Raw genomic sequence first — 23,959 nt, 5'->3', positions numbered from 1 at the left:
GTGACCAAATACGTGACTCAAGGCGAGTAGGGCACTCTGTTTTTGCTTCTGTATGTGTCCATTTATTCCGTGTCCATTTACTCTGGGTTGACAGAAAAACGGACCGGTCTTTTCGTCGGGCGCGCGCTGAGGTGGCAAACCGGTTTTACACAAAACCAGAATGCATAGCAATGCGACTGACACGCACGATAACGGAGAACTGCACGGCGTCAAAGGAGGACGGGACTTCCGATCTCACCTCGTACTGGGCCGAGATGAATCTCGCCGGTAACAAGTGCGGAAGAAGGGTCAAATTCGCCTTTCATTCAAAGTCTTGTGTCCGCACTGTTTGGTGAGTGAGTTGGCGAATGGGGATTGCCGCGGCATGTGTGGCCAGCTCAATCACCAAGAAATGGCGCGCGCCGCCATCGAATTGGTGCGTAGGCACCATCCCATATATCTCGATCTGAAATACTACCGCGAAGATGCTGAAAAATGGTTCGCGGACACGTCGATTGTGGAACAGCTTTTACAGGGTCTGCGTAAGGTTGGACTCAAGGATTTCACGGATTCGTCTGAATAAGCCTGAAAAGTCCGCATCTCGGACACTTGGCAACAAGCGCGCCCGTCAACCGGGAAGAATTAGGTAGCTGGAGGCCGAACCGGGGATCACTTCCGCATGACTGTCGGTCCGGATTCGGCCTGACTCACATGGCAGTGGCTGACGGTAGAGTTCTTGCTATACAATCCGATGCCATCGGGGCGGGAAGGGCGCAGTCTGCGAATGCCCCCGCCGTGGAGGGACTTTTGTCAGCTCCCGACATTGTCTGGAAAGACGGCAAGTTTGGCCAAACGTCGCGGCGCGACGCCTGGTGGCTTTCTCCAACGGCAATCCTCCTAGGTTTCAGCGCGTTTCTCATCTATGCCAACTGGGCGGCGTTCCAGAACAGCCATTACACCTATGGTCCGTATATCTCACCGTTTTATTCACCCGAGCTTTTCGGCAGCTCCCCACACGCCTTGTTTGGCCCGAAACCGAGATGGTATCCGAACTTTCTGCCATTTTCTCCGGCGCTGTTCATTCTCTGGATTCCAGGCCTGTTCCGTTTGACCTGCTACTACTACCGCGGCGCGTATTACAAATCGTTCTGGGCCGATCCTCCGGCATGTGCGGTGAGTGAGCCCCGGAAGAGTTATTTGGGGGAAAGAACCTTTCCGCTGATTATGCAGAATTTTCATCGCTACTTTCTGAGGCTCTCGTACGTTGTCTGGGGCTTTCTGGTCTACGACGCGTTGAGGTCTTTCTTTTTTCCTGAGGGATTTGGAATCGGTATTGGGAGCCTCGTTCTGGTCGTGAATGTCGTGCTCCTGGCCGGATACGTATTCGGGTGTCATGCATTCCGACACCTGATCGGCGGAACATTTGACCAGATCTCGGATCACCCCGTTCGGCACAAGATCTACAACTTCGTGAGCCGACTGAACGCGGGGCACAAGAAGTGGGCATGGGCGAGCCTTCTTTGGGTTGCTTTTTCCGATATTTACGTCCGTCTCTGTTCAATGGGTATCTGGCATGACTGGAGAATTCTCTAGATGCCGGAATTCCAGCGGTTCTCCTACGACGTACTCGTGATTGGAGCTGGTGGAGCAGGCCTGCGCGCCGCTATCGAAGCTGGAGCCGCGGGTGCGAAGGTGGGCGTGGTTTGCAAATCACTACTCGGCAAAGCGCACACCGTAATGGCCGAAGGAGGCATCGCGGCAGCACTGGGCAATGTCGACGATCGCGATAACTGGCGGGTTCATTTCGCCGATACGATGCGTGGCGGTCAGTACCTGAACAACTGGCGCATGGCCGAACTCCACGCTAAAGAAGCTCCGGAATGCGTGTGCGAACTCGAGGCATGGGGCGCGCTTTTCGATCGCACGACGGACGGCAAGATTCTTCAACGAAACTTCGGCGGACACCGATACCCCCGGCTGGCCCACGTCGGCGACCGCACCGGCCTGGAGATGATACGCACACTCCAGGACCACGGCATCCATACTGGGATGGAAGTCCACATGGAGTGCACGGTACTCAGCCTGCTGATGGACGGAGATCGCATTGCAGGAGCTTGCGGATACGACCGCGAGAAGGGCCGCTTCCAGTTGTGGGAGGCGAAGGCAGTGGTGCTGGCCACCGGCGGAATCGGGCGTGCCTTCAAGGTGACCAGCAACAGTTGGGAATATACAGGCGACGGCCTTGCATTGGCGTATCGTGCCGGAGCCGAACTCCAGGACATGGAATTCGTTCAGTTTCACCCCACTGGCATGGTCTGGCCGATCAGCGTGAGCGGCATTCTCGTAACCGAAGGTGTCCGCGGCGAAGGCGGCGTCTTGCGCAATAGCGAAGGCCGCCGATTCATGTTCGACGACATCCCTGACCTGTATAAGGAGCAGACTGCGGACTCTGAGGAAGAAGGCTGGCGGTATACGCAAGGCGATAAGAATGCGCGCCGTCCGCCTGAGCTGCTCACCAGGGATCATGTTGCGCGGTGCATCAATCGGGAAGTCAAGGCAGGTAGGGGCTCGCCGCACGGCGGTGTCTACCTCGATATTTCCTGGATCAAGGAGCGCATGCCGAAGTCAGAGGAGCATATCAAGCGCAAGCTCCCCAGCATGTATCACCAATTCAAGCAGCTTGCGGATCTCGACATCACGAAAGAGCCGATGGAAGTCGGTCCAACGACTCACTACATGATGGGCGGAATTCGTGTCGATGGCGATTCGCAGATGTCCAATGTGCCCGGGCTTTTCGCCGCTGGGGAGGCGGCAGCAGGATTGCATGGCGCCAATCGGCTGGGCGGAAATTCGCTGTCTGATCTAGTTGTATTCGGAAAGCGTGCGGGGCGCTTTGCCGCAGAATTCGCCAATGCCAACGGCCCAGTAACGATCGACGAAGAGGAGCTTCAGACCACCGCAACAGCGGCCCTCGCTCCCTTTGACCGTGGCCCTGCCGGCGAGAATCCGTACCAGATTCAATACGATCTGCAGGAAACGATGCAGGACCTCGTCGGGATCGTGCGAGTCGAGAGTGAAATGCAACAGGCGCTCGAGGCGATCGGGCAACTAAGCGCGCGAGCAGAGCGAACAGGCATAGCAGGCAATCGCGAGTACAACAACGGCTGGCATACGACGATCGATATCGGCAACATGATGATCGTGTCTGAAGCAATTACACGTGCTGCGCTGCTGCGAAAAGAAAGCCGCGGCGCGCAGTTCCGCGAAGACTTCCCCAACAAGGACTCGGAGTGGGGAAAGTACAACATCATCATCAGTCGAAGTGCAGACGGTGAGATGCAAGTCGAGAAGCGCGCACTTACGCCGATGCCGGATGAGTTGAAGAAAGTGATTGAAGAGATGAAGTAGCGGGAGCGAAAGAGATGGCCACACCAGCGACATTTCGCATCTGGCGCGGAGACCGCGCGGGCGGCGCATTCCAGGATTACACAACACCCGTGGAGGAGGGGATGGTTGTTCTAGACGCGGTGCACCGCATCCAGGCGCAGCAAGCACCCGACTTGGCGGTGAGATGGAACTGCAAGGCTGGCAAGTGTGGATCGTGCTCTGCCGAAATCAACGGCATGCCCAGCCTCATGTGCATGACCCGGCTAAGTGCCATCGACCTGAGTATGCCGGTCATCGTGGAGCCAATGCACGCGTTTCCGGTCATACGCGATCTGGTCACGGATGTTTCGTGGAATTTCCAGGCCAAGAAGTCGATCAAGCAATTCAAGCCCCGCCCACCCGACGCGGCCGATGGAACATGGCGCATCCAGCAGGCCGACGTCGAGCGCGTGCAGGAGTTTCGCAAGTGCATCGAGTGTTTTCTCTGCCAGGACGTGTGCCACGTTCTGCGGGAACACCACAAGTACGACGAATTTATCGGTCCGCGTCTGCTCGTCTATGCTGCCGCACTCGAAATGCATCCGCTTGACACCGAAGACCGGGTCAGCGATTTGAGGCACAAGCACAACATCGGTTACTGCAACATCACGACTTGTTGCCGGCAGGTCTGCCCCGAGTCGATCACGATTACAGAGAACGCGATTATCCCGCTCAAAGAGCGCGTGGTAGACCGTTACTTCGATCCTCTGAAGCGGCTGTTCCGCATCCTCTAACTAAACTCATTTCTCCCAATATCGGGGAGATTTGCTATCTCGGCCGGGCGTCCTGGACATCAAAGGGAACCAATTCCTGTTCCAATTCTCCCCATTCATAGGCTGGATTTTGAAGCAGCCGCACGCAGCGATTCCAGCGAAGGATGGCATCGTCGTTCCCTGTCGGGCGGATTTTCTCAGCCTCTGCAAAATGGTGCAGAGCATGGTCGAAAAGCGCCACCAATGAGCGAGGTAGTTGTCCAGCGTTGAGCTGGGCTTTTGCGCGTCGCTCGTGCAGAATCCCAGTGTAGTAGAGGCGCTCGTACGAATCCTTGAGTTGCCGGAAGATCTCTTCGGTTTCGCGGTAACGATCAGACCCACTGCCGGTGAACTGATCTGTAAGGGCGAGACCAAGTAAACGCAATGCGGGCTGATGCTGTGGTTCGATGGTCAAGATATCGCGACAGATCGACTCTGCCTCTTCCGGTTCGTTGAGCGAGCGATAGAGTTCAGCCTTCGAGATAGCCTCAGCAATCCCAGCTGTCGAAATGCGCTTAACCTTATATTCCATGGCTCTTTCCCTCCATGTTTAATTTTCTCTGGCGCCGTGAATGTTGCGAACCGAGCCTTATTTTTCCTGTCCGGCAATTTCACCAACGGCAGATTGAAAGTCAGCTGCGCCTGGATCAAACCCCCGCATCAAACGCAACCACGCTGGGCACCAGCGGTACACGATAGTCGGCTGCCGCTTCGTTTACTGCTTATCGTCCTGAAAACCCTCAACGTCGCGCCTGCAAATGAGCCTTTGGCGGTGATCAGCAACCCTAATTGTTCCAATTCCTCTGCGAAGAATTGATTCAGTCGTCCGCCATCTGAAGGACACGGGATTTCAACGGGGTCATCGCGCCTGCCTTCTTGACCACGACATTATGCTTCTTTCCCTAAGCGTAGTCCAGACTTGATTAGAGCCTCGCCGGCGGGCTTTGCGGCTCCACAGCTCGGTGATCAGTCCTGGTAAACGCCGTGCTCGTCACCTAACTCCCGGATGGTCGGCAAACCGAACTCGCGCGCCACATCGGCGTTGTGATGGTCGCCTTGCTACCTCTCCTCCCATCGATCGGTAAATACCACCGGCACTCCGCCCGGGCGGACTTGTGCCGCAGGCTGGGCAGGCTTGCGGAGGCGCGTGATTCGTAAGGGAAGGCGTTGGCCTGGTTCGGTCCGAGCCAGAGCGTCGGTTCCTCGCAGGGCGGCTGAGGGGCTGCAATAAAAAATTGGCTCTGCTGTCGATTTTCCCTGTGCCCGGCGACTATAGGTTGAACAAGCCGGCGCGCAAGATTCGCTGCTGGTCCCTAACAGGAGGAGAAGAACAATGAAATACGTCTGTCTGGGATACTACGATAAAGACAAATTTGATGGCATGGCTGAGGGCGAGCGAAACGCCATGTTCGACACATGCTTTGAATACGACGACCATCTTCGCGCCAACGGGCACTGGGCTGGTGGAGAAGCGCTTCAGTCTCAGGAAACTGCCCTGACCCTGTATTGGAAAAACGGCAAAGTGGCAACTACCGACGGTCCCTATGCGGAGACCAAGGAACAACTCGGTGGCATTCTCGTCCTTGAAGCGCGGGACATGAATCATGCTGTACAGCTCATGGAGCAGCATCCCGCGATGACGTATGGCAACATCTTCGAGATTCGGCCAGCGGGGGAGATGAACGAAATCATGAAGGCAAGTGAGCAACGACGGCGAAAGGATACCTCGCGATGAGGCCACGAGGGAAAGAATGATCAGGATCATGGCAGGGGCTGGCCTGGCGGCTCTCATGTTTTTCAGCTGGCTTGACCCTGGTTTGTATGCGGGCAGAGGAAATCACCTGAATGGAGATTTGATATGTCGTTCTTTCGCGATTTGAGAATTGCCGTGCGTTCCCTGGCGCGAGTGCCTGCGCTGTGGATTACAGTCGCCCTTACGTTGGCATTGGGCATCGGAGCCAATGCCGCAATCTTCAGCGTGGTGCGTGCCGTGCTGCTGCGTCCGCTGGCAAATCGCGACGAAGATCAGTTGCTTTATCTGCGCCAGAGCGCCCCCGGCATCGGCCAGGACAACGCAGCGTTTTCGGTCCCCGAGATTCAGGACATTGGTAGCGGGCTGAAGTCCATCAAGGAACTGGGCACATTTTCAGAGCTGGATTTTACGGTCGTGGGTCTGGGCACGCCACGCGAGATTCCAGCGGGCGTGGTGGATGGACACTACTTCGAGGTGATGGGCCTTCGCCCGGTGCTCGGACGCCTGCTGACTCCATCCGATGACGGTCCGAATGCCGCCGGAGCCGTGGTGCTGACCTATCACTTCTGGAGGACATCGCTACACTCCGATCCCAGCGTGATTGGAAAGCCGGTGCGGCTGGAGGGCCCCACCGGCGCGCGCCCTGCGACCGTGGTTGGTGTTCTGGAACCATCCGTTCCCTATCCGGTGGCAACAGAGATCATCGCCAATATCGTCACCAGCCCGCATCATCTTTCCGCCACAATGGTGACGGGGCGCGAGCATCGCATGACGGAAGTCTTCGCGCGGTTGGCTCCCGGCGCAAGTGTCGACAACGCGCGGGCGGAGCTGCGCAGCGTATACGGCGCCATGGTGGCGGCACACCCGGAGGTTTACAAACCGGAGGAGCATTTCAAGATCGACGTAACGCGCATGCATGAGCAGATCAACTCGCGCGCCAATACGATCTTGTGGATATTGTTCGCGGCTGCGGCCCTGCTCTTCGTGATTGCGAGCTCGAACGTTGCCAATCTGGTGCTGGCGCGAACGGTGCGCCGCGAACCGGAGTTGGCGATACGCTCCGCGCTGGGCGCAAGCACTGCGGTGCTGCGCCGTTCTCTATTAGCTGAGAGCCTCGTGCTATGCGGAAGCGGGGCAGTGGCGGCAGTGGGCCTCGCCATACCGATGGTGGCCGTGCTGGGTCGTTACGCATCGCGCTTCTCAGTGCGCGCCAACGACCTCACGCTCGATTTCAGTATGGTGTGGTTTGGGATTGGGCTGGCGTTGATCGCGGCCGTCTTCCTGGCATTCATTCCGCGGCTGCCCTCGGCAAACGCGCCGCAAGGCGGGCTTACCGGCCGGGGAACACGTGTGGCCGGAGGGAGCAGCCGGCGTCTCCGCATCTTTGCTGTTACGCAGATCGCAGCCTCATTCCTCCTGCTTGCCGGAGCGTGTGTGCTGATGAAGACTCTGTTTGTACTGGAGCAGACGCGGCCGCCGTTCGACTCGGCCAACGTTTTGGCACTCAATCTTCCGCTGATGTCGTATGGGCGGTCGCCCCAGCAGGTCGATGAGTTCTATCGTGAGGTGCAACGCCGGATCAGCGCGCTGCCGGGAGTGGAACACGTGTCCTCCGGGTTCAGCGCTCCCTGGCGTGACGATAGGGGCCTGAACATCAGCTTTCAATTTGCCGCGCAGGGCGCGAGACGGGCGGATGGTCAGGATTTCCGCGGAAAGTTCCGGGTGATATCGCCAGGATTCTTCGACACGTTCGGTGTGCCGATTCAAGAAGGCCGCGACCTCAACGCCAGCGACAAAGACGGCTCCGAACGCGTCGTCATCATCAGTCAGAGTATTGCGAAGATGCTCTATCCAGGACAGGACGCGGTGAACCATACACTGTGGTGGACGGACGGGGTCATAAAGTTTGTCGGCATCAGCGCCGAGCCAAGGCGAATCATTGCCGTGGTACCCGACTTCGATGATGAAAATATCATCCCTTCCCCGGCCATGACGATCTATGAGCCGACCGAACAAGAGCAAGGATGGAACGGCCGCCTGTTCGTACGCGCACATCAGGATGCGTACGCTCTGGTCCCGGCCATCTCCCAAACCATTCACGAGCTGTCCGCAGACCAGCCCGTGGAAAAGGCCAGCACGCTCGGAGACGTTCGCGCGGAGGTGCTGACGCCCGACCGCCTCAACGCGATTGTGTTTGGCGGATTCGCCGCCGTTGCACTCTTAATCTCCGTGGTGGGCGTGGCGGGCGTTCTTGCTTTCTCTGTGAGCTGGCGTACGCGCGAGTTTGGAATCCGCATGGCCCTGGGCGCTCTGCCGCGTAGCATTCTCACCATTGTTCTGGTAGAGGGCGTGACGATGGCCAGCATCGGAGTGGGCGCGGGTGTAGTGGTAGGGTTTGCGCTCTCACGCACAATCGCCAAATACGTAACGGATATCCATCAGCCGGGCCCACTTGCGTTTGTCGGTTCCGCTGTGGTCATTCTGGGTGCGGCCGTAATTGCTTCAGCGGTGCCCGCTGCGCGCGCCGCAAGAGTGAACGCCGTGGAAGCGCTACGTTCCGAGTAACTCGCTCATTTCGACAGCGTGGTTAGACGGAATCACTTCAAACATTTTCTGAGTAGAGAGCAATTCGTCGAAAATCTCACAGAATCTGTTGCTTTCAGCCAAGTGCCAGTCGGTCGTTTGGTCCGGGTTTGCATCGAAAGGTTGGTATCTCTGGGAGGAACTGGTTCTCAACCGACGAAAACACGCCACCTCGCTCATTGACCCAGAATAGGGCTCCTTATCGAGGATTAGTCCTCATAAACGCCCTAGTGTTCACTGATTTCCTGTGAGGACTTTCCACTTGGACGAAAAGTCGGTTAATCGGCCTGAGACGTCCGTGCGTTAGTGACCATACAGACAGTAGAGACCGTAAGGCTGGGTGGAGAAAGGGGCTTGCAGCCCCCTCCTCCCCCGCTTACAAGCCGTTGTATCGGAGTAACTCGGCACGAAAGGCAAGGCCCAATTCTAGAAGGGGATGTCGTCGTCGGTGATGCCTACGTCGGCGTAGTCGGGCTGGCTGGAGGGGGTGCGCTGATCGTAGCTGGCGGTGTTGGACTTGGAGTAGCCGCCGGTGGAGGCGCCTTCGCCGGCGGGTTTACCGCCGAGGAGGGTGAGCTCGTTGCAGAGGATCTCGGTCTTATACTTCTTCTCGCCGCTGGTCTTATCGTCCCAGGAGCGGGTCTGGATCTTGCCTTCGATGTAGAGCTGCGAGCCTTTTTTGACGTAGTCGCGGACGACCTCTGCGGTGCGCTGAAAGCAGACGATATTGTGCCACTCGGTCTTGTCGGCCCAGTTGCCCTGGGCGTCTTTTTGCCGGTCGGCGGTGGCGAGAGAGAAGCTTGCGACGGTCATGCCGCCGGCTGTGGCGCGGATCTCGGGGTCTTTGCCGACGTTGCCGAGGAGGAAGACTTTGTTGACGCCTTTTGCCATGTGAAGAACTCCGGTGTTTTACAAAAGTGAGGTGGCTGCCCAGGGTGGTGTTGTCGGAGCTTCAGGGTACGTCCCCTCGTGGAACGCCGCCCGAGGGCACTTTGATCCATAAACTGCATCCGCTTCGTATCGAAGCTGTGGATCTCTGGTGCAACGATCCAACCGCATCTACGTGGGCGGAAGACCATATCTTACACCATGCGAGCCGGGGCTTTCGATGGTCCGAAATGCCCTGTTGCGGAGGCTGTTTTTGCGCCGGGAAGAACGATGAGGTTGGGGCGTTCGCTGTGCTGGGTTGGATGCGCGAAGATCGCACTGGCTGCGTGTAGGGGATAGCGGTAAGGATAGCTGGATGGACTATGATTGCTATCTCAACTAAGAAGACTGAACAACTCCCGGGGGTTTCTGTGGGCCAACATTATGCGACCGCTTTCAGTGATGGCTTTTTCGTCCGGTGTCTGTCGGGCTATCGGCCTGGCTTGATGCGGAGTGCGGTTTCGTCGGTTTCGATGGGCTATGCGGTTTGTCTTACCGTGTCTCTGCTTTTGCTGGCTGGGTGCCGCTCCCGGCAGGACGTAGCCAGTCCGACCATTGAATTTACGAAGATTCCTCCGGCTGCACAGGGAGGCCGCGAGCGGGTGGATACGATCTCGGGACGTGTCAGTGGGGCGCGGCCTGGCCAACGGATCGTTATCTATGCGATGAGCGGGCCGTGGTGGGTTCAGCCGTGGCCAGATCAGCCCTTTATTCCCATCCAGGCGGACTCGACCTGGAGCGCGACAAGTCATCTCGGGTTCAAGTATGCCGCGATGCTGGTGGATCCGGGATATCAACCACCTCCGACGATGGATGTGGCGCCGTCGGCCGGCGGTTCGGTGGCGGCGCTGGCGATTGTGGATGGCGTGGGCAAGCCTCAGATTGCACCTACGGTGCCGATCAAATTCAGTGGTTATGACTGGGGAGTACGGACGATTGCGTCGGATCGCGGAGGGTTGAATCTTCCCTACGAAGGCGATAACGCGTGGGTCGATCCGGAAGGGGCGCTGCATCTTCGCATCAGGAAAAAAGGGAATAAGTGGTCCTGTGCGGAGGTAGAGATGACGCGAAGCCTGGGATATGGAACGTACCTCTTTACGGTGCGGGATACATCTCATCTGGAACCGGCCTCGGTACTGAGTTTGAATACCTTCGACGATTTTGGAGGAGAGCAGAACTACCGAGAGGTGGATGTCGAGATGAGTCAGTGGGGCGATGGCTCCAGTAAGGACAATGCGCAGTTTGGCATTCAGCCTTTTTATGTTCCGGGCAATGTGGCTCCGTTCGTCGAGCCTGCGGGGAAGCTGACTCACTCGTTCCATTGGGAGCCCGGGCGCGTGAAGTTTGTTACGGTGCGCGGAGACTCGATTCACAAGGGCGCTCCCGTTGTCGCGGAGCATGTCTTTACCTCCGGGGTGCCGTCGCCTGGCCACGAGAAGATGCAGTTGTTGTTCTACGTGGTTGCGAGCGACAAGTACCCGATGCAGAAAGACAGCGAAGTTGTTCTGGAGAAGTTCGAGTATCTTCCGTGATGGAGTTATGAGAGTTCATCGGCTTGTCGGAAAATTGGTGGCCGTGTTTGTTGCGATGTGCTTCGCCCGGACGGTTTATGCTGTCGATCCGAACCGGGCTATCTCGCAGTACATGCGGGAGAGCTGGGGACTTGAGCGAGGGTTCACCGGGGGGGCCGTGACCTCGATCGCCCAGGGGCCAAATGGCTATCTGTGGATCGGGACGGAGAAGGGCCTGGTTCGCTTCGACGGGCTGAGCTTTCAGGTCTTCCAGCAGCAGACTCCGACGGCGCTTCCGATCGGCCCTGTTCAGGAGCTGATTGCCGACTCGCAATCGAATCTTTGGATCCTTCTGGCGAATACTACGATCCTGCGATATCGCGATGGGAAGTTCGACCCCGGGCACAGTCAGGCAGCGGTTGGAATTACATCGATCGGGCGGCGCAGGGATGGCTCGGCGCTTCTCTCGTCGCTGGCCCTGGGTCCGCTTGGGTACCAGGCCGGCAAGTTCGATGTGCTGACCGCGCCGTCGACGCCGGGGAGATCCGATTCTCCCCAGGCGGCGGTGATGAACGATGAACTCTCCAGCCGGTTGAGCTGGGCGACGGGCGTGGCGACTCATCGATTTGCCAAACCGAATACTTCGGTGGCGGCCATCGCGGAGACCAGCGATGGCATCATCTGGCTGGGTACGCCCGATAGAGGTCTCTTCTATCTGAAAGACGGGCAGGTTCATGACGTAGCCCAGGCAGTGGAGGGCAGGATCAACTGCCTGCTTCCGATGGCGAACGGCGAGCTGTGGATTGGAACTGACAAAGGTGTTCTGCGCTGGACGGGGTCCAGGATCACTCGCGAAGGAGTGCCCTCGGAGCTTTCGAAGGTGTCGGCGCTCTCGGCGATTCGTGACAGGGATGGAAACCTCTGGATCGGCACATCTCATGGACTGCTTCGGTCCAACGCCGGCGGCGTCTCTTTCGATGACGACGGTACGGTGGCCTCCGATCTGGCGGTGAACTCTGTCTTTGAGGATAGAGAAGGGGATATATGGCTGGGAACGCCGCGAGGTATTGAAAGGCTTCGCGACAGCACTTTTGTGAGCTATGCGGTTGACGAGGAGCTGCGATCGACGAGCGGCGGTCCGGTCTATATCGATGCGGGAGGACGCACGTGGTTCGCCCCTTTCAACGGCGGATTGCATTGGCTGAAAGACGGCAAGATCGAGAGCGTGACCGCGGGAGGCCTGGATAGAGATGTGGTGTACTCCATCACGGGAAGCCACGATGAGTTATGGGCGGGCAGACAACGGGGCGGACTCACACGGCTGCGGGTTGCCAGGGGCGGCTTCGAGACAAAGACCTACACGCATGCGGACGGGCTGCTTCAGGACAGTGTGTATGCGGTTCATCAGAATCGCGACGGATCTGTATGGGCTGGGACTCTCAGCGGCGGGGTGAGTGAGCTGCGGGACGGTAAGTTTACCTCCTACACGATGGCGAACGGGATGCCGTCGAATACTGTGACAGCGATGGCGGAGGGCGCCGACGGAAGCATGTGGTTCGCAACGCCGGTTGGTTTGACGCAGCTGTTACACGGCCAGTTGCGAACCTATACAGAGACCGATGGGCTGCCTTCGCCCGATATCGATTGCCTGCTTGAGGATTCAAGCCACGTGCTGTGGGTCGGGACGACGTCGGGTCTCGCGTATTTCAACGCCGGCACGATCCATATTCCTCGTAATGTGCCGGAGTCGCTGCACGAGCAGATCTTCGGAGTTGCGGAGGACACCAATGGCTGGCTTTGGGTTGCGACGTCCAATCATGTTTTACGAGTGAGGCGCGACAGGCTGCTGAGCGGCGCGATCGCGGAGGAAGATGTAAGAGAGTATGGGACGAGCGATGGCCTGAGTGGAGTCGAGGGGGTCAAGAGGCAGCAATCGGTTGTCGAAGATCCGCTGGGACGGATCTGGTTTTCCATGAACCACGGACTTTCGGTCGTCGATCCGATTCGAGCTGTGCGGGGTGCTGCGCCGGTTCTGGCGAAGATCGATGCCGTTTCTGTCGATGGAGATCTTATCGATATAAAGACAGCTGTTCGGGTTCCATCTGTCAGCCAGCGGATCACGTTCGGCTTTTCCGGTGTGAATCTTTCACTGCCGGAACGAATTCGATACAAGTATCGCCTTGATGGATTCGATCGAGGCTGGAGTGAGCCGGTTGGAGTGCGGGAGGCCATCTACACAAACCTCGACCCAGGGTCTTACACGTTCCGCGTCATCGCCGAAAACTGCGATGGAGTCTGGAATATGGATGGGCCGTCGTTGAATCTGACGGTGGTTCCGACTTTCTACCAGACGAACTGGTTTCTGTTGCTGTGTGCGGCGGCGGTTGGGGTTCTGGCATGGGTTGTCTATCAGTGGCATGTCGGCCAGGTCACGTCGCGGATGGATCTGCAGTTTATCGAGCGGCTTTCTGAGCGAACGCGAATCGCTCGCGAGCTGCACGACACGCTGCTGCAGAGCTTTCAGGGATTGATTCTTCATTTTCAGACGGCCCGGGATCTGATTCCAAGAGATCCTTCCAAGGCGGAGAAGAGTCTTGACACCGCTCTGCAGAGCGCGGACGAGGCGATGGTGGAGGGGCGGAACGCAATCTACGACATACGATCCTCTACGCTGATCGACGACGATCTCGCTCACATGATCACCGCGCTGGGAGAAGAGCTTGGGGCCAAGATCGAAGAGGGAGCGAGGCCTGGGTTCTCTGTCGTCGAGGAAGGGACCGCGAAGCCGCTGGATCCGATCTTCCGGGACGATGTTTACCACATCGTTCGAGAGGCGCTGCGAAACTCCTTCAAGCACAGTGAAGCGCAGAAGATCGAAGCGGAGATTACGTATGGGAAGAGGCTGCTGCGCGTGCGAATCCGCGACGATGGAAAGGGAATCGACCGGAAGGTCCTCGAGGAAGGGGAGCGCGCGGGGCATTGGGGGTTGCCCGGCATGCGAGAGCGGGCCAAACGGATTGGCGCACATCTGGCGGTTTGGAGTGAGGCTGGTGCCGGAACGGAGGTAGAGCTGTACGTCTCCGGCTCGCTCATCTATGAATCAGCTTCTCCTCAGCTTTTGTCGCGATTCTTTCGCAGGAGTGGAGCCAGAGACAAGGGGTTGTGAGGTTCTGGCTGTGAGCTTCCTGGAGGCGTGGGTTATTTGCGGACGAGAAAGATAAAGCGGAGCAGGAAGAGGGTGGCGAGGAGATAGAGCATCCAGTCCTGACGGCGGGCGCGGCCGGTGAGCAGTTGAAGGAGTGCGTAGCTGGTGAGGCCGAAGCTGAGGCCGTCGGCGATGGACCAGGTGAGTGGGATGGTGGCGACGGTGAGGAAGGCGGGGATGCCGATCTGCGGGTCGTCCCACTCGATCTCGCCGAGGCCGGTAAGCATGAGGCCGCCGACCAGGATGAGCGCGGGCGCGGTGGCGAAGGTGGGGATGGCTCCGATGAGAGGAGCGAGAAAGAGCGAGAGGAAGAAGAGGATGCCGGTGACGATGGCGGTGACGCCGGTGCGGCCTCCTGCTGCGACTCCGGCGGAGGACTCGATGTAGCTGGTGACGGTGCTGGTGCCGGCGAGGGAGCCGAGGATGGTGGAGCTGGCATCGGCGAGGAAGATGCGGTTGAGGCGCGGGATGGTGTGGTCGGGGGCGATGAGGCCGGCGCGCTGGGTGACGGCGACGAGGGTGCCGATGTTGTCGAAGAGGTCGACGAAGAGGAAGACGAAGATGATCTCGAAGGCTCCGATGTGGAGCGCGCCGAGGATGTCGAGGTGGAAGGCTGTGGCTTTGATGGCGGAGAGGTCGTAGTGCGCGGGCTCCCAGTGGACCTGATGGCAGAGGATGCCGAGGAACGTGGTGGTGAGAACGCCGAGGAGCATGGAGGCTCGCACGCGGAGGACTTGCAGGATTGCGATGAGTAGGAGGCCGAAGATTGCCAGGGCGGTGCCGGGCGCGCGGAGGTTTCCGAGGGTGACCGTGGTGGCAGCGCTAGGGACGATGATGCCGGCGTTGCGAAACCCGATGAAGGCGATGTAGAGGCCGATGCCTCCGCCGACGGCGGCGTGCAGCTGATGAGGGATGGCGGCGACGAGGCGTTGACGAATGCCGCTAAAGGTGAGGGCGAGGAAGATGATGCCGGAGAGGAAGACGGCGCCAAGTGCCGTTTGCCAGGGAACTCCCATGCCGAGCACGACGGTGTAGGTGAAGTAGGCGTTGAGGCCCATGCCGGGTGCGAGGGCGAGAGGGTAGTTGGCGATGCTTCCCATGAGGATGCTGCCGATGGCCGCGCAGAGGCAGGTAGCCGTCGTGATGGCGGCGAGGGGCATTCCCGTTTTGCTGAGAAGGGAAGGGTTCACGAAGATGATGTAAGCCATCGTGATGAAGGTCGTAAGACCAGCAAGAATCTCTGTTCGCCAGTTTGTCGCGTGTGCTGAGAAGCCGAAGTAGTGCTCCAGGCGAGTGCGGATGGGCATCAGGTCAGGGCTCCTGTGAGACGGGAAACTAGAATGGATGGAGTAGTACAAGCATAGCGTGAGAGGGCTTTGATGACAGCAGAGGACGTGAAGAAATTACTTGGGTTGCAACCGCATCCGCGCGAGGGTGGATGGTATGTGAGGACCTACGAGGCTGCGGAGAAGGTGGATGCCGAGATATTTGAGGACAAGAGGTATGCGGGAGCGCGACGGACTGCGACTGCGATCTATTATCTGTTGGAGCCGGAGACGTTCAGCGAGATGCACCGGCTGAAGTCGGATGAGGTGTTTCATTTTTATGCTGGGGATGCGGTGGAGATGCTGCAGTTGGTCGAGAAGGGGAAGGGCCGGATGGTGGTGATTGGGAGCGATCTGCTGAGAGGCCAGAGGCCGCAGGTGGTGGTGGAACGGGGCGTGTGGCAGGGCTCGCGTCTGGTCGAGGGAGGGCGATGGGCGCTGCTGGGATGTACGGTGAGCCCTGGGTTTGAGTTTGAGGACTATGATGCCGGCGAACGAAAGGAGCTATGTGAAGCGTGGCCCGAGTTTGTTGAGGTGATTACGGCGTTGACCAGAGCTGTTCGATGAGGCGCGTGTGCTCTTCGATAATGTGGAGATGTTTTCTGCGGCAGATGAGACGCTGTTCGATCTGATGTTGTACTGTGATTCGTATTGTTTGGTAAGGATTGGATGAAAGATTTGCTTAGCGGCGTGCTTGACCATATTGCGGCCAATACCAGGCGCAAGGTCCTCGCTATCTACAGCCTTTTGCTCCTGATGAATGTTTCCGCATGGATGTGGGCGTTTCTTGCGTTTCGACACTATCCCGTGTTGCTGGGGACTGCGTTTCTGGCTTACAGCTTCGGCCTGCGGCATGCGGTCGACGCCGATCATATTGCAGCGATCGACAACGTAACGCGGAAGTTGATGCAGGAGGGCAAACGGCCGGTTGCGGTGGGATTCATGTTCTCGCTCGGCCACTCGACGATTGTGGTGCTGGGGTCTATTGCTATCTCGGCAACGGCACTGTCGCTGCAACATCGACTGGATGCAGCGAGACACATCGGCGGAGTAGTTGGGACGCTCGTCTCGACGCTGTTTCTCTTTGGGATCGCGATCGTGAACATGGCGGTTCTGCGGTCGGTATATCTCGCTTTCCGGCGGGTTCGTCGAGGAGAGCGGTATGTTGAGGAAGACTTCGATCTGCTGCTGGGCAGCCGCGGATTTCTGTCTCGTCTTTTTCGACCGATGTTCGCGTTGATCCGGCACAGCTGGCACATGTACCCGCTCGGCATCCTGTTTGGCCTTGGGTTCGATACGGCGACGGAGATTGGACTGGTTGGCCTCTCGGCCTCCGAGGCTGCAAGGGGATTGTCGCTTTGGTCGGTTCTGGTGTTTCCTGCGCTGTTTGCGGCAGGCATGTCTCTGATCGATACGACGGACAACGTTTTGATGCTGGGCGCATACGGTTGGGCCTTTGTGAAGCCGATTCGCAAGATCTACTACAACATGACGATCACTCTGATCTCGGTTATCGTCGCGGTGATGGTGGGGGGGATCGAAGCCCTGGGGTTGATGGTCGACCAGTTTCACTTTCACGGGACGTTCTGGTCCTGGGTTGGAACTCTCAATGAAAACTTTGGCACGCTGGGCTACGTCATCATTGGACTCTTTGCCTTGAGCTGGATCGTCTCGATCTGGTTTTACAAGTGGCGCAGGTTCGACGAGTTGGAGGTGAGCACGTGATTGTGCCTTGTGATTGCGTGAGCTGTAACTCGTGATTCTTTGAGTGATGCGATGGGACAAAGCAGTTGAGGGACAGCATGACGTCTGCTGCCCCTCGACGTCTGCTGCCCCTCAGTGATGATCGATGCAATCTGTTTCTGAAATGCTCGGTGCTTACGGGTAGAGCACGACAGGGCTCAGCGTATCCGCGTTGCTACTGTTCACCGTTGCGCCTTGCCCGTTGATGACGTGGGTGATCTGCCCGCTGCCATTGAGCCAGACTGTGCCGACGTCGTGAATAGCTACTCCGCTTGCGTTGGGAACTGTCATCGCGTTGTCTTCGATGATGTTGATCCCTTGATTGAAGAAAGAGTAGATGCCCAAACCGTATGCCTGATGCGTCGTGGCCCAGTTGGAGACGACGTACGATGGATAGCCATTGGCGGTTCCGTCGGTCCATGCGCTCTGGCTCGGCGGATCGTAGGGCAGTTCACTCTGGTAGAAGATGGTCTCGCCGCCATTGCCGTTCCACAGTACCTGCTCCTTCTGGTAGTGCTCCACGAAGAGGCCGGTTGCGGTTACGTTGTCGCCGTTGACGACCAGGCCATGGTCTGCGGTGTTTACTATCCAACCGACTCCGGTGCCGTGGTCTGCGCGCCATGCCCAGATGTCATCGAGCAGGACGTCGTTGCTGTTGATTTCGAGGCTCGTGGTGGCGCTTCCAGTGGCGGCTCCGCCGATGCGGAAGAAGACGTCGCTCAAGGAGGATGGATTCGAGGAGTGATCCCGGAAGAGGTTAATCCCGAAACGGTTGTCCAGGCTCCTCAGTCTCGAGCTGCCGAGTTGGACGAGCGCGTCGGAGTTGATCGGGCCGGCATCCACGATAAGCCCTGCGATCCGCACGCCGTCTACATCCGTGACGGTTAGAGCTGGCCTGCCGGTCTGCGGGACAAGCGTGGCGAAGCCGAGGCCTAATACGACAGTGTTGGGATACAGGACGCGGATGGTGTCTCTGAGCTGATAGACGCCCGGCGTGAGGATTAGGCTCTTGCCAAAGAGCAACGCGAGGTTGATCTCCTCCACATTGGTTGAGGGGTTCGCAATGAAGAAGTTATTGATCGACCTGGATTGACCAGGCGCGCTTCCGTTTGACCAGCTGATACCGGACGAGTTTTTCTGCAGAGTGGGAACAAAGACCTTGTATTTGCCATTGCTGTCGAAGTAGAGGAAGGGCTTCTCGCGGCTTACCGGCGTGCTCGGAAGGGTCGTGTAGGTAGGATTCGGATAGCTCTGCGCCGGCGCTCCTGTGACACCGGAGAAGACCTGATTCCAGACCCCGTTCGACCAGGTGCCGATGTTGCTGTTGCGCACGTAGAACTGCTGCTGGGACCCGTTGACGATGGAGCCGGTTTGGGAGTCGGCGATGAAGCCTCCGCTCGCAAACGAGGGGGGAGTGCAGTAGTCCATGAGCGTGCTGTTGCCGGTGATGTGGACGCGGCGCATCGGGGCAGCTTGCGAGACGGCCCAGAACTCGCCGGAGTAGCAGCCAAAGTTAGGCGTGTTGACGTTGATGGCGAGGTTCGACAGCGACCGCCAGAAGTTGTCGAGCGCGATGCAATTGTTCGGGCCGAAGCACTGGTTGTAAACATCGACGGAACCGTTGATGACGACATCGTCCGGCGAAGCGCCCAATCCGGCCACCTCGGTGTAGAAGCCTACCGTGAAGTTGAGTGGAGTAGCAGGGCTGCCGTAGACACCCGGCTTGAATAACAGGGCATAGCGTTGAGTTCCGAACTGATTGCCTGTTTGCTGGCTGGCGATGGAGTCGACTGTTGCCTGGATCTGGCTCGTCGACATGCTGGGATCGAAGATGTAAACGTTTGGGCCGAGATCTGATGTGTTCTGAGCGACGGCCGAACTGGTAAGTGCACCTGCTGCTAAGAGAAGTGTTCCGACGAGGCGCGCGAAGGCTGGCTTCGCAGGGATAGATTTGCTTGCTCTGTATCTCACGTTGGCAACTCCGGTACGCATGGGGTGGATTGCGCCGGCAAAGATAGTCTGCGTTTTAGTTGCTTGTCAATCGAGGAGTGTTGGCAGTTTTCGCCCTACAAAAACGTTTGAAGCCGGCATTTTTTACAAAGAATTCTTGAGTTAGAGATTGACTTTCAGGGGAGTTGCGTCGCGATCAATTGATTTTTCAGAGATATTTCACACGAGCTTCATCGCGTCCGGGTCCCACTTTACGACCTCACCACGCTCCATGCTGAGATTGCTCAGTAGTGCAGCGCCGGCGGCGCGGAAACCAAACACCGCATCTTCCACAACCGGCTTCCGCGTGCGAACCGTCGAGAAGAAGTTACTGAAGTGGTCATAGCTGTCGCTGTATCCAGCGGGAGCAACATACTTCTCATATCCGGCTGTCGGACCACCCGATGGATGCGTGACCGGATACTTCTGCCGGTAGTCTTCAAGGATGCGTTTTTGCATCGCATCGGTAAAGGTGCCAATGGTGTAGCCGGGTTCTTTCTGGAGAGGCACCCGGTTTACGCTGACTGTGCTTCCTGCGATCTCCATTGTGCCCTCAGATCCGGTAAAGATAAGTCCTTCACTCTCCTCGCCGCCGTCGACGAAGTTCACACGGAGGCTGAGGTTGAATCCTTCGCGGTAGTCAAAGAGGCCAAGCATCACGTCGGGGACGTCGCGGCCATCCTTCCAGAAGCGCAGGCCTCCAGTTGCCATCGCTCGCGTGGGGCCATGCGATCCAGTGATAAAGTGAGTGCCGCTGAAGAGGTGCACGAAGAGATCGCCTGCTACGCCACTGCTGTAGGCCTTCCATTTGCGCCACTGGAAGAAGTGCTCCGCGTTGAAGGGAATTTTGGGGGCAGTCCCCTGAAAGCGCGGCCAGTCGCAGGTTTCGGTCGATGCGTCGAGCGGCACGGTGTAGTTCCATGCGCCCATGGAGGAGTTGCGGTCCCAGCGTGCTGTGACCATGTTGAGCTGGCCGATGGCGCCCGAAGCTAGCAGCTCCTTCGCCTTCGCGTAGATGATCGAGCTTACGCGCTGGCTTCCGACCTGGATGATGCGGTTTGTTTTGCGGGCGGTCTCGATCATCTCGGGTCCATCGGAGTACAGATGGATCATCGGCTTTTCGCAGTAGACATCCTTGCCCGCGTTCATGGCGTCGACGGCTGCCTGCTTGTGCCAATGGTCCGGCGTGGCAATGAGGACGGCGTCAATATCCTTGCGGGCCAGGATCTCCTTGTAGTCGCGTGTCGTAAAGATGTCGCTGCCCCAGAGCTCCTTGCTGCGCTCGAGCCTGCCGTCGTAGCAGTCTGCTACGGCCACCAGCTTCACGCCGGGAACCTGCACTGCGACCTTTGTGTCGAATTGGCCCTGAATGCCGGCCCCGATTAACGCGAGCTGGATGTGATCGTTGGCTGCAACCGGCGCGGCAGGGCTGGTCTGAGCTGTTGCGAGCGCATACATCCTTGATCCCAGCAACGTCTCCGCGGTTGCTGTTCCCGCGGCTTTCAGGAAATTTCGACGATTCAACACGTGCCCTGTCCTCGCATCATGAAATTGACCACTACCTGCAACGATATTCTCCGCAAAAGATTTTGTCTCGCAGGCGGGAGATAGAGCAGGGAAGCCAGATTGCTCCATGGCTGCTCTGGCCAGCCGCAGTCGGGCGGAACGGAGTATCCGAGGTCCACATCTGTTTTTGCTTTGCTATTACGACTCGGATGTTGATACTGGCCTGTATGTCTGCGACGGCGGCGATCTTAGGAAAAGTCGGGCTTCCGGTGCCGCTCAAGGAGATTGCCGCGCGTCACTGGGATGCGGTCGTTGTGGGGGCGGGCCACAACGGCTTGGCGTGCGCGACTTACCTGGCCCGGGCAGGTCAACGCGTACTCGTGCTCGAGAGCCGTGAGCGAGTTGGGGGAGCTTGCACGGTCGAAGAGCCATTTCCCGGTGTCCGGATGTCTCCCTGTGCGTATCTTGCCGGGCTGCTGCATCCGCTCGTGATCGAGGAACTCGGCTTGCCAAGCCGTGGCTTTACGTGGACACCTGCTGTCAACGGGCTCTTTGTGCCCTTTCTGGACGGCAGCAGCATTCAGCTTTGGGACGATGACACTCGATGTGAAGAAGAAGTTCGCCGCTTCTCGCCGCGCGACGTTGAAGGCTGGCGTGCGATGAATGACGTAGTCCGTAGATTGCGAGATAAGCTTCGGCCTTCAGGCGGCATCGCTAGCGGCAATCCACACGAGGGCCGGCGCGATCTGTGGATTGGCGATGCGCCCGCACAGGAGCAACTCGAAGATCTGCTCAAAGATGACGTCGAAGCGCACCATCTTCTTTTCAGCTGGTCGATGGCGGAGTTTGTCGAGCGCTATCTTGTCGACGACCGATTGCAGTCTGCTTATCTGGGGCAAGGCGTGATCGGCACCAACGCGAGCCCCTTCGACGCCGGTACGGCCTCCATTCGCTTCCACCACTCTTCCGGCCGGCTCGGTGGCATGCCAGGCATGTGGGGTTATGTGAAAGGCGGCATGGGGATGGTGTCGTTTTACTTCTGCGATGCTGCCCGCGAGGCCGGAGCGGTTGTGGCCGCGGGCGTCAACGTGGCGCGGATTCTTCCCGGCGAGGGCGTGCTGCTCGAGGGTGGAGAGCGCATCACTGCGCGGGTGGTCGTATCCAATGCAGACCCAATCCGCACCTTGTGCATGTTGGATGCGGGTGCGGACCCGGCCTGGGCTGCCAAGGTGCGCTCGGTGCCGATCGAAGGATGTACCGTCAAACTAAATGTATTGCTTCGCGAACTGCCGAACTTTACCGCTCGGCCGGGAGTCGAAGAGCCACATCACTACGGCCAGATCAATGCTCCGTTGACGAAGGCCGAGTGGAGGGCCGGCTATGCCGCAGCTCGTGCGGGAACCCTTCCGGAGCAACTCTGGTGCGAACTTTATTTCCAGAGTGTGCACGATGCAACCGTAGCTCCAGCGGGCCTGCACACCATGAGCGTCTTCGCGCAGTACGTTCCCTACAAGTTTGCGTCAGGCAGTTGGGAGGAGCATCGCAGCGAGGCAAAGGCCCTCGCGTTGCGTTCGATCGGCCGCTTTTGCAGCAATCTGCAAGACGCTGTAGTCGACGTGCAGGTGCTGGGACCGCCTGACATCGAGCAGAAGGTCGGTCTGACCGGCGGACATATCTTCCAGGGCGAGTGCCTTCCTGCCTACATGTGGAGCAAGCGCCTCGCCGCGAGAACTCCGATGAAGGGCGTCTATCTGTGCGGTGCGTGTACTCACCCAGGCGGCAGCGTGATCGGCATCAACGGGCGCAATGCTGCGATGGCGGTGCTTCGCGATCTGGATGAGGCTCGATGATTGAACCCGGCCATTTGGGAGAGAAGCAGCTCCTGAAGCGCGAGTTGGGCTTCTTCGATCTAACCCTCTTCTACATTGCTGGCGGACTGAGTTTGCGCTGGGTAGCCACCGCGGCTGCGGCCGGTCCGAGCACGATCCTCGTCTGGATCTTCGCGTGTCTCTTCTTCTTCGTGCCTCTCGCTGCGAGTGTGCTCGAACTCTCGGCGCGCTATCCGGAGGAGGGCGGACTCTACGTCTGGACGCAGCGTGCCTTTGGCGACTTTTCAGGTTTTCTCGCTGCCTGGACCTACTGGATGAGTAATCTTCCATACTTCCCCGCGGTGCTCTACTTCGGAGCGGGTAGCTTGCTCTTCGCATTTCACAACGGCCAGAAGTTAGCCGCTACTGGAAGCTATTACCTCTTGTTTGCTCTGGTATGCCTCGCGGTAATTACAGTGCTCAACGTTCTTGGGTTGAAGTTCGGGAAATGGCTGAACAGCATAGGCGCATTTGGGAGCTGGATTCCAATCCTTATCCTGCTAGTGATCGCGGGCGTCAGCGTCTTCCGCTTCGGGTCCGCCACGAAGTTCACGGCGGCGAGTATGACCCCACACGCCGATCTTAAGAATGCGATCTTCTGGTCGACGATTTTCTTTGCCTTCGGTGGCTGCGAGACGGGCTCCTTTATGAGCGAGGAGATCAAGAACGCGCGGCGCACCATTCCTCGTGCCCTTATCGTCTCGGGGATCATTCTCGCGGCGAGCTATATCGCCGGAACCATCGCACTGCTCGTCGCACTGCCGAGCGCCCAGATCAGCGGTGTCGGCGGCTTCGCAAGCGCCATTCAGGTAATGTGCGCACGTCTCGGACTTTCGTGGATCGTCGTAGTGATCGCGCTTTTCCTTGCGCTCAACAGCATCGGAGGAGCCGCTTCCTTCCTCTCCTCCACCTCGCGGCTACCCTTTGTGGCCGGCATCGACCGATACCTGCCTAAGGCCTTCGGACGCGTCCATGCAAGGTGGGGAACACCATGGATCGCGATCATCTTTTATGGTGTTGCGGGAATGCTCTGTGCGTTGCTGAGCCAGGCCGGCAGCACGGTGCAGAGCGCTTACGATCTGCTCGTAAGCATGTCGATCGTCACCTACTTCATCCCATTTGTCTTTCTCTTCCTGGCGATGATCAGGTTGCAGCGCGAACCTTTTCCCCGCGGAGGAATACGGTTTCCGGGCGGAAGGGCAGTTGCAGTTCTACTCGCCTCTGTCGGGCTGATTACTACGTTGCTGACGATTGTTCTGGCTCTCGTTCCGCCTGACGACGAACCGCACAAAGGATTGGCGATCGCCAAGATACTCGGCTCAACTTTTCTACTTGTCGGTGGCGGTGCGGCAGTTTTTCTGAGTGCGAAATGGCGACGGAAGACCTGATGTC

Annotated in this window: 17 protein-coding genes; 12 read left to right on the top strand and 5 right to left on the bottom strand. The window is 58.3% G+C overall.

Annotated elements, in window-relative coordinates:
• Positions 1 to 340: 340 nt before the first annotated feature.
• The 4 genes from HDF09_RS05650 to HDF09_RS05635 all read left to right on the top strand — a co-directional run bounded on the left by HDF09_RS05650 (position 341) and on the right by HDF09_RS05635 (position 4,139).
• The gene (locus HDF09_RS05650) at positions 341 to 562 is read left to right on the top strand and encodes a hypothetical protein (RefSeq protein ID WP_183762665.1); all 222 of its coding nucleotides are present in this window, start codon (positions 341 to 343) and stop codon (positions 560 to 562) included.
• A 224-nt stretch (positions 563 to 786) separates the two neighbouring features.
• A complete protein-coding gene (locus HDF09_RS05645; RefSeq protein WP_183762662.1) occupies positions 787 to 1,572 on the top strand; it encodes a succinate dehydrogenase in 786 nt (261 codons plus the stop codon).
• The gene (locus HDF09_RS05640; RefSeq protein ID WP_183762659.1) at positions 1,573 to 3,387 is read left to right on the top strand and encodes a fumarate reductase/succinate dehydrogenase flavoprotein subunit; all 1,815 of its coding nucleotides are present in this window, start codon (positions 1,573 to 1,575) and stop codon (positions 3,385 to 3,387) included.
• 14 nt (positions 3,388 to 3,401) lie between these two features.
• Positions 3,402 to 4,139 carry a succinate dehydrogenase/fumarate reductase iron-sulfur subunit gene (locus HDF09_RS05635; RefSeq protein WP_183762656.1) on the top strand — a complete coding sequence of 246 codons (738 nt, stop codon included), beginning with the start codon at positions 3,402 to 3,404 and terminating at the stop codon, positions 4,137 to 4,139.
• A gap of 34 nt (positions 4,140 to 4,173) precedes the next feature.
• Here HDF09_RS05635 and HDF09_RS05630 read toward each other — a convergent pair whose 3' ends face one another.
• A complete protein-coding gene (locus HDF09_RS05630; RefSeq protein WP_183762653.1) occupies positions 4,174 to 4,689 on the bottom strand; it encodes a hypothetical protein in 516 nt (171 codons plus the stop codon).
• 801 nt (positions 4,690 to 5,490) lie between these two features.
• Here HDF09_RS05630 and HDF09_RS05625 point away from each other — a divergent pair.
• Together HDF09_RS05625 and HDF09_RS05620 are read left to right on the top strand one after the other, a co-directional pair.
• Positions 5,491 to 5,892 (top strand): YciI family protein, encoded by a 402-nt coding sequence (locus tag HDF09_RS05625; RefSeq protein ID WP_183762650.1) that lies wholly within the window; start codon positions 5,491 to 5,493, stop codon positions 5,890 to 5,892.
• A gap of 123 nt (positions 5,893 to 6,015) precedes the next feature.
• Positions 6,016 to 8,475: an ADOP family duplicated permease gene (locus tag HDF09_RS05620; RefSeq protein ID WP_183762647.1), complete on the top strand. Its 2,460-nt coding sequence runs from the start codon at positions 6,016 to 6,018 to the stop codon at positions 8,473 to 8,475.
• Between the two features lie 444 nt (positions 8,476 to 8,919).
• Here HDF09_RS05620 and HDF09_RS05615 read toward each other — a convergent pair whose 3' ends face one another.
• Positions 8,920 to 9,384, bottom strand: a complete 465-nt coding sequence (locus tag HDF09_RS05615; protein WP_183762644.1) for a single-stranded DNA-binding protein — start codon at positions 9,382 to 9,384, stop codon at positions 8,920 to 8,922.
• Between the two features lie 359 nt (positions 9,385 to 9,743).
• Between HDF09_RS05615 and HDF09_RS05610 the strand changes: the two genes are divergently transcribed.
• On the top strand, positions 9,744 to 10,952 hold the full coding sequence (locus HDF09_RS05610) for a LamG domain-containing protein (protein WP_221270002.1): 1,209 nt from the start codon (positions 9,744 to 9,746) through the stop codon (positions 10,950 to 10,952).
• A 7-nt stretch (positions 10,953 to 10,959) separates the two neighbouring features.
• A complete protein-coding gene (locus tag HDF09_RS05605; RefSeq protein ID WP_183762641.1) occupies positions 10,960 to 14,097 on the top strand; it encodes a sensor histidine kinase in 3,138 nt (1,045 codons plus the stop codon).
• A 32-nt stretch (positions 14,098 to 14,129) separates the two neighbouring features.
• Here the strand turns inward: HDF09_RS05605 and HDF09_RS05600 are convergent, their stop codons facing one another.
• Entirely contained in the window at positions 14,130 to 15,443 is a 1,314-nt protein-coding gene (locus HDF09_RS05600; RefSeq protein WP_183762638.1) for an NCS2 family permease, read from the bottom strand.
• 72 nt (positions 15,444 to 15,515) lie between these two features.
• On the opposite strand from HDF09_RS05600, the gene HDF09_RS05595 reads away from it, so the two are divergent.
• Together HDF09_RS05595 and HDF09_RS05590 are read left to right on the top strand one after the other, a co-directional pair.
• Positions 15,516 to 16,028 carry a cupin domain-containing protein gene (locus tag HDF09_RS05595; RefSeq protein ID WP_183762635.1) on the top strand — a complete coding sequence of 171 codons (513 nt, stop codon included), beginning with the start codon at positions 15,516 to 15,518 and terminating at the stop codon, positions 16,026 to 16,028.
• Between the two features lie 102 nt (positions 16,029 to 16,130).
• The gene (locus HDF09_RS05590; protein WP_183762632.1) at positions 16,131 to 17,186 is read left to right on the top strand and encodes a HoxN/HupN/NixA family nickel/cobalt transporter; all 1,056 of its coding nucleotides are present in this window, start codon (positions 16,131 to 16,133) and stop codon (positions 17,184 to 17,186) included.
• 153 nt (positions 17,187 to 17,339) lie between these two features.
• Here the strand turns inward: HDF09_RS05590 and HDF09_RS05585 are convergent, their stop codons facing one another.
• Both HDF09_RS05585 and HDF09_RS05580 read right to left on the bottom strand, forming a co-directional pair.
• Positions 17,340 to 19,175 carry an adenylyl cyclase gene (locus HDF09_RS05585; RefSeq protein WP_183762627.1) on the bottom strand — a complete coding sequence of 612 codons (1,836 nt, stop codon included), beginning with the start codon at positions 19,173 to 19,175 and terminating at the stop codon, positions 17,340 to 17,342.
• 198 nt (positions 19,176 to 19,373) lie between these two features.
• Positions 19,374 to 20,651, bottom strand: a complete 1,278-nt coding sequence (locus HDF09_RS05580) for a Gfo/Idh/MocA family protein (RefSeq protein WP_183763431.1) — start codon at positions 20,649 to 20,651, stop codon at positions 19,374 to 19,376.
• Between the two features lie 257 nt (positions 20,652 to 20,908).
• On the opposite strand from HDF09_RS05580, the gene HDF09_RS05575 reads away from it, so the two are divergent.
• Positions 20,909 to 22,549: a phytoene desaturase family protein gene (locus HDF09_RS05575; RefSeq protein ID WP_311718758.1), complete on the top strand. Its 1,641-nt coding sequence runs from the start codon at positions 20,909 to 20,911 to the stop codon at positions 22,547 to 22,549.
• Positions 22,546 to 23,955: an APC family permease gene (locus HDF09_RS05570; RefSeq protein ID WP_183762621.1), complete on the top strand. Its 1,410-nt coding sequence runs from the start codon at positions 22,546 to 22,548 to the stop codon at positions 23,953 to 23,955. Before HDF09_RS05575 ends, HDF09_RS05570 begins: the two co-directional genes overlap by 4 nt.
• The last annotated feature ends 4 nt before the right edge of the window (positions 23,956 to 23,959 follow it).

The sequence above is a fragment of the Edaphobacter lichenicola genome (assembly GCF_014201315.1).
Lineage (GTDB): Bacteria > Acidobacteriota > Terriglobia > Terriglobales > Acidobacteriaceae > Edaphobacter > Edaphobacter lichenicola_B.
Note: the sequence above shows the minus strand (reverse complement) of the source record. Positions and strands in the feature narration are given on the sequence as shown.

What these genes read in the sequence shown, in the direction of transcription:
- HDF09_RS05640 (WP_183762659.1), top strand. Translation starts at nt 1,573, where the DNA reads ATGCCGGAATTCCAGCGGTTCTCCTACGACGTACTCGTGATTGGAGCT.
- HDF09_RS05635 (WP_183762656.1), top strand. Translation starts at nt 3,402, where the DNA reads ATGGCCACACCAGCGACATTTCGCATCTGGCGCGGAGACCGCGCGGGC.
- HDF09_RS05630 (WP_183762653.1), bottom strand. Translation starts at nt 4,689, where the DNA reads ATGGAATATAAGGTTAAGCGCATTTCGACAGCTGGGATTGCTGAGGCT.
- HDF09_RS05625 (WP_183762650.1), top strand. Translation starts at nt 5,491, where the DNA reads ATGAAATACGTCTGTCTGGGATACTACGATAAAGACAAATTTGATGGC.
- HDF09_RS05620 (WP_183762647.1), top strand. Translation starts at nt 6,016, where the DNA reads ATGTCGTTCTTTCGCGATTTGAGAATTGCCGTGCGTTCCCTGGCGCGA.
- HDF09_RS05615 (WP_183762644.1), bottom strand. Translation starts at nt 9,384, where the DNA reads ATGGCAAAAGGCGTCAACAAAGTCTTCCTCCTCGGCAACGTCGGCAAA.
- HDF09_RS05610 (WP_221270002.1), top strand. Translation starts at nt 9,744, where the DNA reads ATGATTGCTATCTCAACTAAGAAGACTGAACAACTCCCGGGGGTTTCT.
- HDF09_RS05605 (WP_183762641.1), top strand. Translation starts at nt 10,960, where the DNA reads ATGAGAGTTCATCGGCTTGTCGGAAAATTGGTGGCCGTGTTTGTTGCG.
- HDF09_RS05600 (WP_183762638.1), bottom strand. Translation starts at nt 15,443, where the DNA reads ATGCCCATCCGCACTCGCCTGGAGCACTACTTCGGCTTCTCAGCACAC.
- HDF09_RS05595 (WP_183762635.1), top strand. Translation starts at nt 15,516, where the DNA reads ATGACAGCAGAGGACGTGAAGAAATTACTTGGGTTGCAACCGCATCCG.
- HDF09_RS05590 (WP_183762632.1), top strand. Translation starts at nt 16,131, where the DNA reads ATGAAAGATTTGCTTAGCGGCGTGCTTGACCATATTGCGGCCAATACC.
- HDF09_RS05580 (WP_183763431.1), bottom strand. Translation starts at nt 20,651, where the DNA reads ATGTATGCGCTCGCAACAGCTCAGACCAGCCCTGCCGCGCCGGTTGCA.
- HDF09_RS05575 (WP_311718758.1), top strand. Translation starts at nt 20,909, where the DNA reads ATGTTGATACTGGCCTGTATGTCTGCGACGGCGGCGATCTTAGGAAAA.
- HDF09_RS05570 (WP_183762621.1), top strand. Translation starts at nt 22,546, where the DNA reads ATGATTGAACCCGGCCATTTGGGAGAGAAGCAGCTCCTGAAGCGCGAG.